The organism is Actinoallomurus acanthiterrae, assembly GCF_054775715.1.
This window is the reverse complement of the sequence record NZ_BAAHCO010000001.1, coordinates 7,325,564-7,342,009: the sequence shown is the minus strand read 5'-3', so window position 1 is coordinate 7,342,009 and position 16,446 is coordinate 7,325,564. Positions and strand designations below refer to the sequence as shown.

General features: G+C 72.0%; 12 protein-coding genes and 1 riboswitch. Of the genes, 4 read left to right on the top strand and 8 right to left on the bottom strand.

Features of this window, described 5'->3' with window-relative positions; genetic code table 11:
* Nucleotides 1-6: 6 nt before the first annotated feature.
* Nucleotides 7-828, bottom strand: a complete 822-nt coding sequence (locus tag ACYVF7_RS34615) for an NAD(P)H-binding protein (protein WP_460349003.1) — start codon at nt 826-828, stop codon at nt 7-9.
* 15 nt (nt 829-843) lie between these two features.
* Nucleotides 844-2,259, bottom strand: coding sequence for an MFS transporter (locus ACYVF7_RS34610; RefSeq protein ID WP_460349001.1), 1,416 nt, complete (start codon nt 2,257-2,259; stop codon nt 844-846).
* Between the two features lie 120 nt (nt 2,260-2,379).
* On the opposite strand from ACYVF7_RS34610, the gene ACYVF7_RS34605 reads away from it, so the two are divergent.
* A complete protein-coding gene (locus tag ACYVF7_RS34605) occupies nt 2,380-2,847 on the top strand; it encodes a MarR family winged helix-turn-helix transcriptional regulator (RefSeq protein WP_460348999.1) in 468 nt (155 codons plus the stop codon).
* 97 nt (nt 2,848-2,944) lie between these two features.
* Here ACYVF7_RS34605 and ACYVF7_RS34600 read toward each other — a convergent pair whose 3' ends face one another.
* Nucleotides 2,945-5,695 carry a lectin gene (locus ACYVF7_RS34600; RefSeq protein WP_460348997.1) on the bottom strand — a complete coding sequence of 917 codons (2,751 nt, stop codon included), beginning with the start codon at nt 5,693-5,695 and terminating at the stop codon, nt 2,945-2,947.
* A gap of 197 nt (nt 5,696-5,892) precedes the next feature.
* Nucleotides 5,893-5,970, top strand: a riboswitch (S-adenosyl-L-homocysteine riboswitch).
* 14 nt (nt 5,971-5,984) lie between these two features.
* Here ACYVF7_RS34600 and metH point away from each other — a divergent pair.
* Nucleotides 5,985-9,626, top strand: a complete 3,642-nt coding sequence (gene metH / locus ACYVF7_RS34595; RefSeq protein ID WP_460348995.1) for a methionine synthase — start codon at nt 5,985-5,987, stop codon at nt 9,624-9,626.
* A gap of 39 nt (nt 9,627-9,665) precedes the next feature.
* Here metH and ACYVF7_RS34590 read toward each other — a convergent pair whose 3' ends face one another.
* Complete coding sequence (locus ACYVF7_RS34590) at nt 9,666-10,001, bottom strand: hypothetical protein (protein ID WP_460348993.1); 336 nt, start codon at nt 9,999-10,001, stop codon at nt 9,666-9,668.
* Nucleotides 10,002-10,128: 127 nt separating this feature from the next.
* Here ACYVF7_RS34590 and ACYVF7_RS34585 point away from each other — a divergent pair, with 127 nt between their 5' ends.
* Nucleotides 10,129-11,367 (top strand): MFS transporter, encoded by a 1,239-nt coding sequence (locus ACYVF7_RS34585; protein ID WP_460348991.1) that lies wholly within the window; start codon nt 10,129-10,131, stop codon nt 11,365-11,367.
* Nucleotides 11,368-11,586: 219 nt separating this feature from the next.
* On the opposite strand, the gene ACYVF7_RS34580 is transcribed toward ACYVF7_RS34585, so the two are convergent.
* Nucleotides 11,587-11,784, bottom strand: coding sequence for a DUF5999 family protein (locus ACYVF7_RS34580; protein WP_460348989.1), 198 nt, complete (start codon nt 11,782-11,784; stop codon nt 11,587-11,589).
* Between the two features lie 213 nt (nt 11,785-11,997).
* Between ACYVF7_RS34580 and ACYVF7_RS34575 the strand changes: the two genes are divergently transcribed.
* Nucleotides 11,998-12,687, top strand: a complete 690-nt coding sequence (locus ACYVF7_RS34575; protein ID WP_460348987.1) for an HAD family hydrolase — start codon at nt 11,998-12,000, stop codon at nt 12,685-12,687.
* Between the two features lie 22 nt (nt 12,688-12,709).
* Here ACYVF7_RS34575 and ACYVF7_RS34570 read toward each other — a convergent pair whose 3' ends face one another.
* Genes ACYVF7_RS34570 through ACYVF7_RS34560 form a run of 3 tightly spaced genes read right to left on the bottom strand, consistent with a single transcriptional unit; the run spans nt 12,710 to nt 16,445 of the window.
* On the bottom strand, nt 12,710-13,756 hold the full coding sequence (locus tag ACYVF7_RS34570) for an alcohol dehydrogenase catalytic domain-containing protein (protein WP_460348985.1): 1,047 nt from the start codon (nt 13,754-13,756) through the stop codon (nt 12,710-12,712).
* Complete coding sequence (locus ACYVF7_RS34565; protein ID WP_460348983.1) at nt 13,753-15,024, bottom strand: aspartate aminotransferase family protein; 1,272 nt, start codon at nt 15,022-15,024, stop codon at nt 13,753-13,755. The genes ACYVF7_RS34570 and ACYVF7_RS34565 overlap by 4 nt, the downstream gene beginning before the upstream one ends.
* The gene (locus ACYVF7_RS34560) at nt 15,021-16,445 is read right to left on the bottom strand and encodes a trehalose-6-phosphate synthase (RefSeq protein WP_460348981.1); all 1,425 of its coding nucleotides are present in this window, start codon (nt 16,443-16,445) and stop codon (nt 15,021-15,023) included. Before ACYVF7_RS34560 ends, ACYVF7_RS34565 begins: the two co-directional genes overlap by 4 nt.
* Nucleotide 16,446: the final 1 nt, after the last annotated feature.

Genomic DNA, 16,446 nt, shown 5'->3' with positions numbered 1-16,446 from the left:
TGGGGCTTATGCCCGGAAGGCGTCGGCGTGGTCGCGCGCCCAGGCGGCGAAGGTACGCGCGGGGTGGCCGGTCAGCTCCCGCACGGCCTGGGTGAGCTCGAGGGGGGTGCCGTCGTTGGACGCCCACCAGTCCAGGAGGGAGTCGGCGAAGGCGGCCGGGACGTGCTCGGCCATCTCCTCCTTCCACTCCTCCCGGGTGACCTTCCGGAAGGGGATCGCCCGGCCGGTCTCCCGGCTCAGGATGTCGATCTGCTCGGCGAAGGTGATCGACTCCGGACCGGTCAGGGTGTACGGGCGTCCGCCCAGGCCGGGGTCGGTGAGCACGGCCAGGGCGGCCTCGGCGACGTCGGCCTCGTGGATCGAGTCGTTGTGGGAGCCGGGGAAGGGCAGGCTGATCGGCCGGCCCGACCGCAGGCTCCAGCTCCACGCCAGCGCGTTGCTCGCGAACGAGCCGGGGCGCAGCGGCGTCGCGCGGATGGAGGAGGCGGTCAGGGCCCGCTCCACGTCCAGGTGGGACCTGGCCACACGGCTGTCGTCGGCGTTCGAGGAGAGGACCGACGAGGAGGACAGCAGCACGATGTGCTCGACTCCGGCGCCGGTGGCCTCCTCGACGAACGCGTCGACGCGGGACGGCTCGGCGTACAGGAAGACCGAGGTCACGCCCTTCAGCGCGGCGGCGAAGGTGGACGGGTCGGTCAGGTCGCAGCGGATGGTGTCCGGGCCCTGGGGGCGGCTGGACGCCGCGCGGACGGCGAGGCCCCGCTCGTCCAGCAGGGCGATGAGGTGCCGGGCGACGGCGCCGCGGCTGCCGGTGACGAGGACGGTCATGGCGATGATTCCTTTTCAGTGGTGGTGGACCGGGGCCTTGCGCGGCATGAGCCACACGAGGCCGCAGCAGGCGAGGATGACGGCGGCGACGACGGCGAGGCCGGCGGACATCGCCGTGGCCCCGGTCGCCGAGGCGTGGAAGTAGACGGTGGTCACCGCGGCGGCGCCGATGGCGTTGGCCAGCTGCTGGACCGCGGACAGCGACCCGCTGGCGCTGCCGGCCTCACGGGGGTCGGTGTCGCCGATCGTGACGTCGTAGACGGTGCCGAAGCAGGTGCCCATGCCCATGCCGACGACCAGGGCCGGCGGAGCGAGCTCCCAGCCGCCGAGGCCGGTGCCCCACGCGAGGACCAGGGCCAGCAGCCAGCCGGTGCCGGCCAGCGTGATGAGCAGCCCCGCGACGATCAGGGTGCGGCCGAGCCGGGCGATCAGGCGGTGACAGGCGATCGAGGCGATGACGATGCCCGCCGCGATCGGCGCCAGGCCGAGCGCCGCGCGTACCGCGGTGAAGTGCAGCTCCCGCTGCATGAACAGGGACAGCACGTACAGCAGGCCGGACACGGCGGCGAAGAAGAAGACGCCGAGGATGAGCCCTGAGGTGAAGCCGCGGTTGCGCAGCAGCGTCGGCTCGATCAGGGGCCGGTCCACCCGGACCTGACGCCGGCCGAACAGGACGAAGAACCCCACGCCGGCGGCCAGGCACAGGATCGGCGCGACGCCCCAGCCGTGGGCGGATCCGTCGATCAGCCCGTACAGCAGGCCGAGCATGGTCGCCGCGAGCAGGACCGAGCCGAGCGCGTCGACGGGCTGGGCGCGGTCCCCTTCGTCGTCGGGCAGCAGCGTGATCGCTCCGGCGAGCACCGCGCCGCCGAGCACGATGTTGATCAGGAACATCGCGCGCCAGCCCAGGCCGTACAGGTCGGCCTCGATGAGGAAGGCCGCCAGGATCGGTCCGCCGACGGCCGACAGGCCGAGAGCGGGGGCGAAGACGCTGAAGGCGGCGCCGAGCCGCTCACGGGGGAAGACCGCGCCGAGGATGCCGAACCCCTGCGGGATCAGCAGTGCGCCGAACGCGCCCTGCACCAGCCGGGCGACGATGATGGACGCCGGTCCGGCCGCCAGGCCGCAGGCGGCGGAGGCCGCGGTGAAGCCGGTGATGCCGAGCAGGAAGAGACGGCGCCGTCCGTACCGGTCGCCGAGACGGCCGCCGACGACCAGGAGCACACCGAGCGCAAGGGCGTACCCGGCGCCGAGCCACTGGATGAGCGGCTCACCGCCGTGCAGGTCGGCCGCGATGGTGGGGGCGGCCACGTTGGTGATGGTCCCGTCGAGAAGGTCGAGCACGGCGGCCGTGACGACGACGGCGAGGACGGCCCGGCGCCGTCCCTCGGAGATCGTGATCGCGGGCGCCGCACGGGCGAGCGTGGACATGCGTATCCCCTTTCGGAGAGCCGGATAGGATGCGAACGTGACACACATACTTCGTCACGCGGATTCTGTGTGACGAAGTATCTTCGTGACGAAGATAAATTTGAGGCATGGAGGTACCGGGTGTCAAACCGGGCGGAGTTGCTCGCGCGTGTCGTGGGGGAGAGCCAGCGGCACTACGCCGCGTACACGCTGTTCAATCAGGCGATGGCCGACCGGATCGGGCTGCACCCCACCGACGTGCAGTGCATCGCGCTGCTCGACCTGGAGCCCGGACCGGTGACCACCGGGGAGATCGCCCGGCTCACCGGCCTGGCGTCAGGATCCGCGTCCCGGCTGGTCGACCGCCTGGAGAAGGCCGGCTTCGTACGGCGGCAGCCCGATCCGGACGACCGCAGGCGGGCCCTCGTCGCCCTCGCCCCCGACGCGGCCGCCCGCATCGCGGAGGCGTGGGAGACGCCGGGAAAGGCGTTCGGCGCGGTGCTCGAGCGCTACTCCGACGAGCAACTGGAGATCATCGCCGACTATCTCCACCAGGCCGCCGAGGTGGGCCGCGACCAGGCCCGCCGCCTCACCACCGAGACGCCGTAGCCTCGCCGCGCCCGGCGGGGGCCGTCCCGTCACCGGACAGCGCCCCGCCGTGCGCGGAGTGCGGGGCGGGCGGGCACCCCGCACTCCACTCGGTGCCTCAGCCCGGCAGCGTCCACTGCTGGGCGGCGGTCTTGTTACAGCCGTAGATCTGCAGCTGGGTGCCGTCCGTGGTGCTGCTGCCCGGATCGTCGAGGCACTTGCCCGATTCCGGGTTGACCAGTGCCTTGTTCGCCGTGTCGTAGGTCCACTGCTGCGCACCGGAGGTGTTGCAGTCCCACAGCTGGACCTTCGTGCCGTCGGCGGTGCCGCTGTGGTCGACGTCCATGCACTTGCCGAAGGCCGTCAGCGTGCCGTCCCCCTGCACCGTCCACTGCTGCGCGTTGGAGCTGTTGCAGCCGTAGAGCTGGACGTGCGCGCCGTTGGCCGTGGAGCTGTTCGCCACGTCGACGCACTTCCCGGGGATGCCGGAGGTGATCGGGCCGGTCCGGGTGGTCGTGCCTCCGGTGCCCGGGTAGGACGGGGGCGCCGACGAGGACGCGGTCGCCCATGAGGTGTTCGCCGTGGTGCCGAGCGTCAGGTTCAGCGTCCCGCCGGCGGTCGCGGCCGAGGCGGGCAGGTAGGCGTTGTTCCAGTCGCCGCCGTTCCAGGTGGCGCTCTGCACGTACGGCGCGTCCGTCGCGGCCTGCGGCGCGTTGACGGTCAGCTTGTTCCCGGTGCTGAGGGTGATGATGACCTGGGTGAACAGCGGGCTGCCGAGCGCCAGGTCGGCCGTGCCCGGCGTTTCGGGGAACATCCCCATCGCCGACCAGACGTACCAGGCGCTCATCGTGCCGAGGTCGTCGTTGCCGACGCCCCACCCGCTCGGGGAGTCCGGCCACAGCTTGTTCTGCACGTTCCGGATGACCTCCTGCGTGCGCCACGGCCGGCCCACGTAGTCGTACTCCCACGGCAGTTCGATGCTCGGCTCGTTGCCGAGATCGGCGTGGTCGCCGCCACTGCCGTCGTAGGCCGCCAGCACGTGGTCGAGGTAGCTCACCATCCCGGCGTTGCCGCCCTTCGCGTCGGCCAGGCCGCGGACGTTGAACGGCACCATCCCGGTGTACTGCCATGACGTGCCCTCGACCATCTCGGTGCCGCTCGTCGGGGAGAACCCGCCCGCCCACGGCCCGCTGGCCGTACGCGGCTGCATGAAGCCGCTGGAGGTGTTCAGCAGATTCTTCCAGTCCTGGGCGCGGTCGACGAACTTCTTCTGGTTCGCCGAGTCACCGAGCGCACCGGCGAACGCCCCGAGCGCGAAGTCGGCGGTGTCGTACTCCAGGGTCGTCGAGACGGACCCGTAGTAGTTGCAGCAGCCGTACGACCCGTCGCTGGGCAGGTAGCCGATGCTGGTCAGGTAGTTCAGGCCGGGCCGGTCGTTGTTGGTGACGGTGGCCTGATGGATCATCGCGTTCTTCGCCGCCGTCGTGTCGAAGTCCCGGCCGCCGAAGGCGTAGATGTCGGCGATGATCGAGGCCGCCGGGTCGCCGACCATGACGTACGACTCGCCGTTGGCCTGCGCCCACTTCGGCAGCTGACCGCCCTGCGCGTAGTCGTTGACCGCCGACTGCGCCACGTCGCTCGCCTGCGCCGGCGCGAGCATCCCGATGAGCTGGGCCTGGCTGCGGTAGATGTCCCAGCCGGAGTAGTTGGCGTACTGCGCGTGCCCGGAGGCGGCGGTGTGCACGGCGTTGTCGAACCCCATGTACTGGCCGTTCGCGTCGCTGAACACGTTGGGGTGCAGCAGCGCGTGGTACAGCGACGTGTAGAACACGTGCTGCTGCGCGGTGGTGCCGCCGGCCGTCTGGATCTTGCCGAGCATGGTGTTCCAGGCGTTGTGCGCCGCCGTACGGGTCGTGTCGAAGTCGAAGTTCGGCACCTCGGCGTCCCGGTTCGCCTTCGCGTTGGCGTCGGAGGTGTACGAGACGCCGACCCGGGCGGTCACCACGTGGTTCCCGGTCGTGTCGAAGGTCAGGTATCCGCCGTTCGGGGCGGCCAGCGGCGCCGCCGTGGTCCCCGCCGGGCCGTGCAGGCGGGGCTGGTTGGGCCGGTCCGCCGCGTGCGGCGACACGGTCGTACGGGTGGCGTGCGCGGTCGACTTCTGGGCCAGCCGCCCGGCTCCGGCCCGTACGCCGGACGCGAGCCAGGTCCCGGTGCTGAACGGGTGGTCGAAGGCCACCGAGAAGTGCAGCGTGTAGGCGTTGCCGGCGCCGCAGAAGCGGCCGCTGGTCACCGAACCGACGACCTCGGTGTTCCCGACGGTCTGCCAGGTCGTCGCGGAGTCGCCGTTCTGGCTGCCGGTCAGCTTGAACAGCAGATTCGCCTGGGTGGTGGACGGGAAGGTGAAGCGGCCGACGCCGCCTCGCGTCGTGGTGGTCAGCTCGGTCTTGACGCCGTTGCCGAGCGTCACGCCGTAGTACCCGGGGGACGCCGACTCGTTCGCGTGCGAGTACGAGGAACTGGCCGATCCGGGGGAGGTGACCGCGCCGGTCGTCGGCATGATCGGCACGTCACCGTACGCGCCGCAGCCCGGTCCGGCCATGTGGGTCAGGCTGAACCCGGTGATCGTGGAGCTGTTGTAGGAGTAACCGCCGCCCAGGGCTCGGCCGGCGGTGTCGGGACTCCACTGCAGCATGCCGAACGGGACGTCGGCGCCGGGGAAGTCGTTGCCTCCGTTGCTCGTGCCGAGGAGCGGGTTGACGAGGGAGGCCGGGTCGGAGACGAGCGTGGCGGCGCTCGCCGGGGCGGGGAGAAGCACGCCGACCACCAGAAGACAGGGCAGGAGGACGCGCAGGGGGCGGAGGAGTTTCATGTCTGACCGCCGTTCGCGGGGGATCAGGGCGGATGACAACGTTGTCGAGTGGTTCTTATGTCGCGATTTCCGGCGAGTCAATACCTTTGTCAGTAGTCGGCCATCCGGGCCCACCCAGGGTGCGTCACCGTCCGGGCACCGCCTCGAAACCCGGTGTCCATCCATCACGGCACCAGATCTTGATACGCTCGATCTCATAGGCCGAGAGGCGCTGCAACGGGCTCAGGCCCGCCACGCTCGGCCGCCATCGATGTTCGCAAGGGCGCCTCCCAGTAACGGGAGGTGTCAGGTGACCACATCAGCGGACCACGACGGCCAGGAGCACGCGGACCGAACGCGGGCGCTGCGCGACCTGCTGGACCGGCGGATCGCGGTCCTCGACGGCGCCTGGGGCACCATGCTGCAGGGTGCCGGGCTGACGCCCGCCGACTACCGGGGTGACCGGTTCGGCGACCACCCCCGTGACGTCACCGGCGACCCCGACCTGCTCAACCTCACCCGCCCGGACCTCATCCTGGACGTGCACCGGCAGTACCTCGCCGCCGGCGCCGACATCACCACCACCAACACGTTCACCGCGACCGGCATCGGCCAGGCCGACTACGGGCTGCAGTCCCACGTGCGGGAGATGAACCTGGAGGCCGCCCGGCTCGCGCGCCAGGCCGCCGACGAGGCCGGCGGTCGGTTCGTCGCCGGCTCGGTCGGCCCGCTCAACGTCACGCTGTCGCTGTCCCCGCGCGTGGAGGACCCCGCCTACCGGGCCGTGACCTACGACCAGGTCCGCGACTCGTACGCCGAGCAGATCCAGGCGCTCGCCGACGGCGGCGTCGACCTGCTGCTGATCGAGACGATCTTCGACACGCTCAACGCCAAGGCCGCGATCACGGCCGCCCGCGAGGTCGCCCCGGACCTGCCGCTGTGGATCTCGGTGACGATCGTCGACCTGAGCGGGCGGACCCTGTCCGGCCAGACGGTCGAGGCGTTCTGGAACTCCATCGAGCACGCCGAGCCGCTCGTCGTCGGCGTGAACTGCTCGCTCGGCGCCGCGGAGATGCGCCCGCACGTCACCGAGCTGTCCCGGATCGCCGGCACGTACACCGCCTGCCATCCCAACGCGGGCCTGCCCAACGCGTTCGGCGGCTACGACCAGACGCCGGAGGAGACCGGTCGGCTGCTGGCCGAGTTCGCCGACGCGGGGGCCGTCAACGTCGTCGGCGGCTGCTGCGGGACGAGCCCCGAGCACATCGCGCGCATCGCCGCCGCCGTCTCCGGGCTTGCGCCGCGACCGGTCCCGGCCCCGGAGCGGCGCACCCGCTTCAGCGGCCTGGAGCCGTTCGAGATCGCCCCCGACACCGGCTTCGTCATGATCGGGGAGCGGACCAACGTCACCGGCTCGGCGCGGTTCCGGCGGCTCATCGAGGCCGACGACTACCAGGGTGCCGTCGACGTCGCCCTGGAGCAGGTCCGCGGCGGCGCGAACATCCTCGACGTCAACATGGACGCCGACCTGCTCGACAGCGAGCAGGCCATGACGACGTTCCTCAACCTGATCGCGACCGAGCCCGAGGTCGCCCGCATCCCGATCATGGTCGACAGCTCGCGGTGGAGCGTGCTGGAGGCCGGGCTCAAGTGCGTGCAGGGCAAGGCCGTCGTCAACTCCATCAGCCTCAAGGAGGGCGAGGAGCCGTTCCTGGCGCAGGCGCGGCGCATCCGCGACTACGGCGCCGGCGTCGTCGTCATGGCCTTCGACGAACAGGGCCAGGCCGACACCACCGAGCGCAAGGTCGAGATCTGCGCTCGCGCGTACGACCTGCTGACGCGGGAGGCCGGGTTCGCGCCCGAGGACATCGTCTTCGACCCGAACGTCCTGGCCGTCGCCACCGGCATCGCCGAGCACAACGGCTACGCCAAGGCGTTCATCGACGCGCTCCCGCTGATCAAGGAGCGCTGCCCCGGCGTCCGCACCAGCGGCGGCATCTCCAACCTGTCGTTCTCCTTCCGCGGCAACGACGTCGTACGGGAGGCGATGCACTCGGCGTTCCTGCTCCACGCCGTGCGCGCCGGGCTGGACATGGGCATCGTCAACGCCGGCCAGCTCGCCGTCTACCAGGACATCCCCGCCGACCTGCTCGAACTCGTCGAGGACGTGCTGTTCGACCGGCGCTCCGACGCCACCGACCGGCTCGTCGCGTTCGCCGAGACGGTGAACGGCAAGGGCACCCAACGTACGGTGGACCTGTCCTGGCGGGACGCGCCGGTCGAGAAGCGGCTGGCGCACGCCCTCGTCCACGGCATCGTCGACTTCGTCGAGGAGGACACCGAGGAGGCCCGGCAGCGGGCCGCCCGGCCCCTCGACGTGATCGAGGGTTCGCTGATGGACGGTATGAAGATCGTCGGTGATCTGTTCGGCGCCGGGAAGATGTTCCTGCCGCAGGTCGTCAAGAGCGCCCGGGTCATGAAGCGCGCCGTCGCCTACCTCGAGCCGTACATGGAGGCCGAGAAGGAACAGGCCCGGCTGGAGGGCCGCGACGACGGCCAGCGAGGCAACGGCAAGGTCGTGCTCGCCACCGTCAAGGGCGACGTGCACGACATCGGCAAGAACATCGTCGGCGTCGTCCTCGGCTGCAACAACTACGAGGTCATCGACCTCGGCGTCATGGTCCCCGCCGCCACCATCCTCGACACCGCCGTCGCCGAGAACGCCGACGCGGTGGGCCTGTCCGGGCTGATCACCCCGTCCCTCGACGAGATGGTCGCCGTCGCCGCCGAGATGGACCGCCGCGGCCTGAAGATGCCGCTGCTGATCGGCGGCGCCACCACCTCGCGCCAGCACACCGCGGTCCGGATCGCCCCGGCGTACGACGGCACGACCGTCCACGTGCTCGACGCCTCCCGCGTCGTCGGCGTCGTCTCCGACCTGCTCGACCCCGACCGGGCCGAGGCGCTGGACACGAGCAACCGCGCCGAGCAGGACCGCCTGCGCACCGAGCACGAGACCCGTCGGCGCAGCCCCATGCTCACCTTCGAGAAGGCCCGCGCCAACCCCGAGCGCGTCCCGTTCGACGACCTGCCCGTTCCCGCCTTCACCGGCGTACGGACCGTCGAACCGGAGCTGACCGAGCTCCGCGCGATGATCGACTGGCAGTTCCTGTTCCTCGCGTGGGAACTGAAGGGCAAGTACCCGGCGATCCTGGACCAGCCGGTGGCGCGCGAGCTGTTCGACGACGCCAACGTCCTGCTCGACCAGATCATCGCGGACGGCTCGCTGCGCGCCCAGGGCCGGTACGCCTTCTGGCCCGCCCACTCCGAGGGCGACGACATCGTCCTCGACGACGCCGCGCGGTTCCCGATGCTGCGCCAGCAGACCGCCAAGCCCGACGGCCGCCCCAACCGCAGCCTCGCCGACTACCTGGCCCCGTCCGGCGACCACCTCGGCGGCTTCGCCGTCGCGATCCACGGTGCCGAGGACCTCGCGGCGACGTACGAGGCCGCGGGTGACGACTACCGGGCCATCATGGTCAAGGCGCTCGCCGACCGCCTCGCCGAGGCGTTCGCCGAGTACCTGCACCTGAAGGCGCGCCGCGAGTGGTTCGAGCCGGACGCCGACCCGGCCATCGAGGACCTGCACGCCGAACGCTTCCGCGGCATCCGCCCGGCCCTCGGCTACCCGGCGAGCCCGGACCACAGCCAGAAGCGGACGCTGTTCGACCTGCTCGGCTCGGACGAGATCGGCATGGGCCTGACCGAGTCGTTCGCGATGACCCCGGCGGCGAGCGTCAGCGGCCTGCTGTTCGCCCATCCGGGGGCCCGGTACTTCACCGTGGGCCGCATCGGCCGCGACCAGGTCGAGGACTACGCCGAGCGCTGCGGCGTCCCGCTCGCCGAGGTCGAGCGCTGGCTCCGCCCCAACCTCGCCTACGACCCCGAATGAGAGGGGGGAGGACCTCAGGCGATCCTGAGGTCCTCCCGGTCAGGCGGTCGGCTTCTTCGACACCTTCTGGACCCTCGCCCAGAGGATCTTGGTCATGCAGTCGGCATCCGTCACGATCTTCGTGTCCTTGCGCGGGTTCATCTTGTGCCATCTGCCGACGATGGCCTCCGAGTGGCCGAAGATCCCCTTGCACTGGTACTTGAGCCGGGCGTAGCCGCGGCCACGGCACTTGACCCAGGCGGTGGTCTTGCCCAGGCCGACCTTGCCGCAGTGGATCGGCACCGGCTTCGCCGCGGCCTGCGCCGAGGCCGGCGGGACCGCGGCCAGGATCGCCCCGCTCGCCGCGAGCAGCAGCGCGGTACGTCCGAACTTCATGATCCTCCTGTGCTGGAGTGTCGTGATCGTTTGCCGACCGACTATGGCATCGCCGGTCGACCGCCTGGAAGGGACTCGGGACCCCAATCCGAGCCGCGGTTTCTCGGTACCGTGGTCGCTCGCGATCTTGACGACCACGCAAGGAGTTCCCATCGCCTCGCCACGCAGCCTCGTCTTCTCGGCGTTCACCGCATTCGCCGCCTTCGGTGCGTTCTGGGGTGTTTGGGGTGCCTCGGTGCCCCGGGTGCAGGACCAGGCCGGGGTCGACGACGGCGAGCTCGGGTTCGCGTTGCTCTTCGTCGGAGCGGGCGCTCTTCCGGCCATGCTGCTGGTGGGCAGGGCCCTCGACCGCTGGGGGCTGAAGGTCGCCGCCGGCGTCATCGCGCTGCTCGGCATCGTGGGCGCCGCGTTGGCGCTGACGGCGGTGAACCTGCCGAGCCTGTGCGCCGGGCTGGCCGTCGCCGGAGCGACGAGCGGGGCGGCCGACGTGGCCATGAACGCGGTGGCCGGACGGGCCGAGAAGATCGCCGGACGGCCGGTCATCACCCACGCCCACGGCACGTTCTCCGCCCTCGTCGTCCTCGCCAGCCTCGGTACGGGGGCCGCCTCCGCCGCGTCCTGGCCGCTCGCCGTGCCGTTCATCGCCATGGCCGTCTTCGCCGTCGTCGCGGGCGCGGCCCTCCTCCGCACGCTGCCGACCAACACCGTCGGCCACGGTGACGCCGACGCGGCCACCGGCCCGGCGGAGGCGCCGCCCACCGTCCGATCCCGTTACCTTCCGCTGCTGCTCGTGGGGGTCCTGGGCACGCTCGCCTTCGCCAGCGAGAACGCCCATCAGAGCTGGAGCGCCGTCTTCGCCCAGGACGAACTGCATGCCGGGGCGTGGCTCACCACGGTGGCCCCCGCCGTCTTCGCCGGAACCGTTGCGATCACGCGCTTCTCGATCGGCGGGCTCAAGGACGTCCACGCGCGGTCCGTCGTCCTGGCCGGCGCGCTCGCCGCCGCGCTCGGAGCGCTGGTCATCGCCGCCGCCCCCACCCTGCTGGTGGCCGCGCTGGGGCTCGTCCTGGGCGGAGCGGGGACCGCCGTGCTGTTCCCGACCCTCCTCGGCATCGTGTCGCGTGACGTCGACGAGGCGTACCGGGGCCGTGCGACGTCGATCGTCGGCACGGTCTCATACCTGGGCTTCCTTCTCAGCCCGGTCTACGTCGGCCTGTGGGCCGACGCCGTCGGGCTGCGCGGGGCCATGATCGCGGTCGCGGCCCTCGCCGCCGCCCTGTTCGTCCTGACGCCACCGCTGCTCCACCTCGCCGGCTTCACCGGCACGAGGACCGCGCGGACATCACCGGGCCGCGTGGACGCGTGACGACGCCCGCGCCGGTCGCGGGGGCGCCCGGAGGCTTCGCCGACCGGGCGACCGCGCGAGGAGGACTTCGGCGCACGTAGTGGGCGCCGGAGCCGACACATGGGGGCATGTCGGCTCCGGCGCCCATTTGGGGGAACCCACGGGGGTGCGGGTGGCGTTCGCTCGGCGGCTCGGGGCCTGCCGAGGGCTGGGTCGTCGCGTTCGCGGCGGCGTGGGGGGCTACGCGGCCACGGGTTCGAACATGTCGTCGTGGATGGGGACACTGCGGCCGTCGGGCAGCAGCTCGCCGGTGTCGTCGAAGACGATCACGCCGTTGCAGAGCAGGCCCCACCCCTGCTCGGCGTGGTACGTGACGAGGCGGGCGGCGTCGTGATCGGGAGCGTCCGCGGACGGGCACCTCGGGCGGTGCTGACACATTGCGGATCTCCCCCTTCCGGCTGGTCGTGGTGTACCTCTTCCAGCTACAACAATGCCTCGGATCCGGCGGCGGCGAAGTGGGACAAATACCTGCGTGGGTACCCGAACCACCACCTAGGTATACGTATGCCGGCGCGATCCTCGGTCTCGGCTGTGGCCACTGAGGCTGGAGGGGACACAGGTGCCCGCGTGCCGCCCCCCTATGCTGTCGCCGTGGACGAACTGGCGGACGCCCCCCTGGAAGCTGTTCTGTTCGACTTCTCCGGCACGCTGTTCGACGACACCGGGGTGCTGGACCCGGCGGCCCTCGTCGCGACGGCCGCCCGCCACGGCGTCGAACTCGACCAGCCCACGGCCGCCGACGTCATCCGGCGGACTCTGCGCCACGTCGACTCGCCCGAGGGCTTCGCGGCGCGTGAGGGATCCGATCTTTCCCCGGAGGCGCACCGGGCGGTGTGGAGCATGCTGATCGCCGATGCCGGGCCGTTCGGGCCCGAACTGGTCGCGGCGCTCTACGAGTGCCTGACCGACCCGGAGGCGTGGCTGCCGTACCCCGACACCGTGCCGGTGTTGCGCGCCCTGCGGGACTCCGGCGTCCGCACCGGGGTGCTCAGCAACATCGGCTGGGACATCCGGCCGGCGTTCGCGCGGGTGGGCGCGCTGGAGTCGCTGCACACCGTGGTGCTGTCCTGCGAGCACGGCATGGCCAAGCCGGATCCCGCGCTGTTCGCCGTGGCCTGCGAGCGGCTGGGCGCCTCCCCGGACCGCGTGCTGTACGTCGGGGACGACCCGGTGAAGGACGGCGCGGCCGTGCGCGCCGGGCTGCCCGTCTACCTGCTGCCCAGCGAGCGGTCCGTGCGCACGCCGCGCGGGCTTACCGCCGTGCTCCGGCTGGTCCGCTGACGGCGCCGGCCGCGGACAGGGATCACGGGCGCGCCAGCACCTTGCCGAATCGCCGTTCCGCGGCGAGCCGGCGCAGGGTGGCCGGCAGCTCGGACAGGGAAACCTCGGCGATGATCAGCCGCTCGACGCCCAGCCCGTCCGGGGAGTCGGACAGTGCGCGCAGCGAGCGCCGGAAGTCGTCGGGCGTCGTTCCGTAGCTTCCTCCGACCCGGACCGGCTTGCCGCGCCACTCCACCGCCTGAACCCGCTCGCCCCGCCGGAGGCGGTCCAGGTCGCAGTCCAGGCCCGGCAGCCGGTCGCCCGCGGCGGTGCCGCCGTAGAGCATGACGAGCCCGTGGCGGTGCGCCAGCCGCAGCGCGTGCTCCAGGAGTTCCGGCAGCACGAAGCTGGTGGCGACCACCACGATGTCGTGGGCGTCGGAGGACGTCTCGCCCAGGGGCGCGCCGCCGGTCCTGGGGAGCATCCGCCGCGCGGCGAGGAAGGCCAGCCGGTCGGCGGCACCGTTCACGATCAGGACGCGGGCGCCGGCGGCCTCGGCCAGCCGGGCGATGAGCACCCCGGCCGTTCCCGCGCCCAGCACGCACACGGTCGCGCCACGAAGGTCGGAGCCGCCGAGGTGGCGGCTGATCATAGTGAGGCAGTGCGCGGCGCACGCGAGCGGCTCGGCGAAGACCAGGCGGCGTTCCCCGACCGCGGCCGGGGCCGGCGGCAGCGCCCGTACCAGCGCGTCGCCGTCCCCACCGGCCCACATCGAGCGCGCGAAGCCGGTGCTCCGCAGCACCGGAACGTTCGGATCGAGGCAGACGCGGGCGCCGACGGGCAGGCGGGGAGTCGAGCTGCGCGCCACCACGCCGACCAGCTCGTGGCCGAACTGGCTCGGCCCCGGCCGCCGGCCGGCGATCTCTTTCAGGTCGGAGTCGCAGATCCCGATCAGTGCCGGTTCGACGAGCACCGCCTCCGGGGTGTCCGGGCGGCGGGGCCGGGCGCGGGACAGCCGCGGCCCGGAACTCGTCAGCTCCACGCTCAGCGGCGCCGCTCCCCGCGCCGCCGTGTCCGATACGCCGCTCACGGCCGCAGCGTCTCCAGCGCCTCGCCGAAGCGGTCGGCGACCAGGCACGCGTCCTCCGCCGTCAGGACCAGCGGCGGCCGCAGCTCTATCACGTTGCCCTGGCCGTGCTCGGACACCCGGGTGATCACCGCCCGGTCGGTGAGCGCCTTGTTGAGGGCGGTGGCCAGCCGGGGGGAGCGGGCGCCGTCGGGCTCGACCAGCTCGACTCCCAGCATGAGGCCGACGCCGCGCACGTCGCCCACGCAGGGGAAGTCCGAGCGGAGCGCCCGCAGCCGCTCCAGCAGCACGGTCCCGGTCGCGCGCACGCCGGCGAGGAACTCCGGGCGGCGCACCTCGTTCAGGGTCGCGACGGCGGCCGCCGCGGACAGGGTGTGGCTGCCGTAGGTGAACCCGTGCATCGAGCGCGGCATGCCCACCAGGCGTTCCTCGGTGAGGATCGCGGCGAGGGGGAAGCCGCTGCCGGTCAGCCCCTTGGACAGCGTCATCATGTGCGGGGTCACGCCGAAGTGCTCGGCCGCGAACAGCCGGCCGGTCCGGCCCAGCCCCGTCTGGTTCTCGTCGAAGATCAGGATGATGTCGCGTTCGTCGCAGAACTCCTTGAGCCGCTGGAGGTAGCCCGGGGGCGGGACGACGTTGCCGCCCACCCCGCTGATCGGCTCGATGATCATCGCCGCGACGCTGCCCGAGCTGGCGTAGGTGATGAAGTCCTCGATCCGGTCCACGCACCACATGCCGCAGGTGTCCGGAGTCTGCCGGTAGAAGCAGCGGAAGCAGTACGGCTCGGGCACGTGCACCGCCCCGGGCAGGTGGTACGGGAACGGCGCCCGCATCCTCGAGGTCCCGTTGTAGCTGGTGGCGGCGACGCTCTGGCCGACGTGCCCGCGGAACGGCACGATGACGTCCCGCCTGCCGGTGACCCACTGGGCGATCTTGATGGCGCCCTCGTTGGCGGTGGAGCCGCCGGAACTGCGCAGGTTCACGCGGGTCAGCGCCGGCGGGCTCAGCTCGACGAGCAGCTCCATGACCCGGTCGGTCGGCGTCGTACGGAACGAGGAGCTCGCGAACACCAGGTCGCCGAGCTGGTCCCGGACCGCCGCCAGCACGGCCGGGTGGTTGTGCCCGAGCACGAGGTTGAACGTCCCGGACACGCAGTCGAGGTACTCCCGGCCGTCCGCGTCCCAGACGCGCACGCCCTCGCCGTGGACCAGGTGGACGTCGCCCAGCTCGTAGTAGGCGAACGCCTGCGGGTCGGCGCCGGCGTCCATCATCCGACGTCCAGACTGGCGAGCTGCGCGGTGACCCAGGACTCCAGGGTCCACGGCCGGGCGGTCTCGCGCCGCCGCCGCGCCGCCTCGGCTCGTTCCTCCGGGCCGGCCAGCAGCCCGGCGGCGATCGCCTCGGCCTGCTCGGTCAGGTCGTAGGGGTTGACCGTGCGGCACACCGGGGCGAGGACCTCGGCCGCGCCGGCCATCTCCGACAGCACGACGTCGGCGTCCCGCTCGTTCACCAGGGGCGCCTCGAAGACGCTGAGGTTCTGGCCGTCCACCGTGGAGTTGAAGATCAGCAGGTCGGCCCGTTCGAAGCAGCCGAAGGTGTGGCCGACCTCGTTGTCGCAGTGGGTTCGTACGGTGTCGGCTCCCAGCGTGGCGTTGGCCTCGGCGACGGCCTGCTCCACCCGCGCCTGGTACTCGGCGTTCGCCGCGACGTACAGGCGGTTCGGGTTCATCCGCACGAGCATCCGGGCCCCGCGCAGGCGCTCGTTCCCCTGGACGGCCAGGACGAAGGCCCGCACGGCGCGCTCGCCGTTCTTGATCGGGTCGGTGCGGCCGGAGTGCACGACGAGCGGGCGGTCGCCGGCCCATTCGGCGATGCCCGCGGGCAGCCGCGCGTCCCGGCGGTGCAGCGTCTCCGGGCTGTACCCGAGAGGCTGGGTGCGCACCTTGGTCAGGTGGCCCGCGCGCCGTACGGTGCAGGCGCCGGTGTCGACCTCGGCGTCGGGCAGGAGGTCGGCCACGCAGGCCAGGAAGTTGGCCGTCCAGCGGTGGGCGAAGAACCCGATGGTGTCGGCCGCGAGCATGCCCTCCAGCACGCCGGTCCGGATCGTCCGGGGGAGGATCCGCCAGTAGTCCGCGGACGGCCAGGGAATGTGCACGAACAGCAGGATCGGCGCGTCCGGGCGCCGGGCCCGGAGCCGTTCGGGGACACGGACGAGCTGGTAGTCGTGGACGAGGAAGACCGGGTCGGGCTCGTCCGCGGAGCGCCGCAGCAGCTCACCCGCGAAGTCCTCGGTGAACTCCCCGAACCGCTCCCACGCCTGCCGGGTCTCCTCGCCGAAGGACGGCTGGGTCCAGCGGTCCCAGCCGTAGTTGTTCCCGGCCCACATCAGCTCGGCGGTGAAGAAGTTCTGCACGGTCCGGAAGGCGTCGCGGTCGTGGCGCAGCTGGTGGAGCCGTACCGTGCGGCCCGACGGCAGCTCGATGCTCATGCCGTCCGGGTTCTCGATCGCCGCCCGGTGGTCGTCGTCGCTGTCCGCGCTCACGATCCACGCCACGTCCAGGTATCCGGCCTGCTCGGCGACCACGTTGCCGGTGCCGCCCGGGGCCAGCCACGCGCGCAGCCGGCCGGTCTCCGGCTCGGGGGCGTAGCTGACCACCGCGCGTTTGCTGGCGAGGAAGACCCGCTTGCTCACT

Excerpts from the sequence above, each read along its gene's own strand:
- ACYVF7_RS34615 (WP_460349003.1), bottom strand. The coding sequence starts at position 828 with ATGACCGTCCTCGTCACCGGCAGCCGCGGCGCCGTCGCCCGGCACCTC.
- ACYVF7_RS34610 (WP_460349001.1), bottom strand. The coding sequence starts at position 2,259 with ATGTCCACGCTCGCCCGTGCGGCGCCCGCGATCACGATCTCCGAGGGA.
- ACYVF7_RS34600 (WP_460348997.1), bottom strand. The coding sequence starts at position 5,695 with ATGAAACTCCTCCGCCCCCTGCGCGTCCTCCTGCCCTGTCTTCTGGTG.
- ACYVF7_RS34590 (WP_460348993.1), bottom strand. The coding sequence starts at position 10,001 with ATGAAGTTCGGACGTACCGCGCTGCTGCTCGCGGCGAGCGGGGCGATC.
- ACYVF7_RS34580 (WP_460348989.1), bottom strand. The coding sequence starts at position 11,784 with ATGTGTCAGCACCGCCCGAGGTGCCCGTCCGCGGACGCTCCCGATCAC.
- ACYVF7_RS34565 (WP_460348983.1), bottom strand. The coding sequence starts at position 15,024 with ATGATGGACGCCGGCGCCGACCCGCAGGCGTTCGCCTACTACGAGCTG.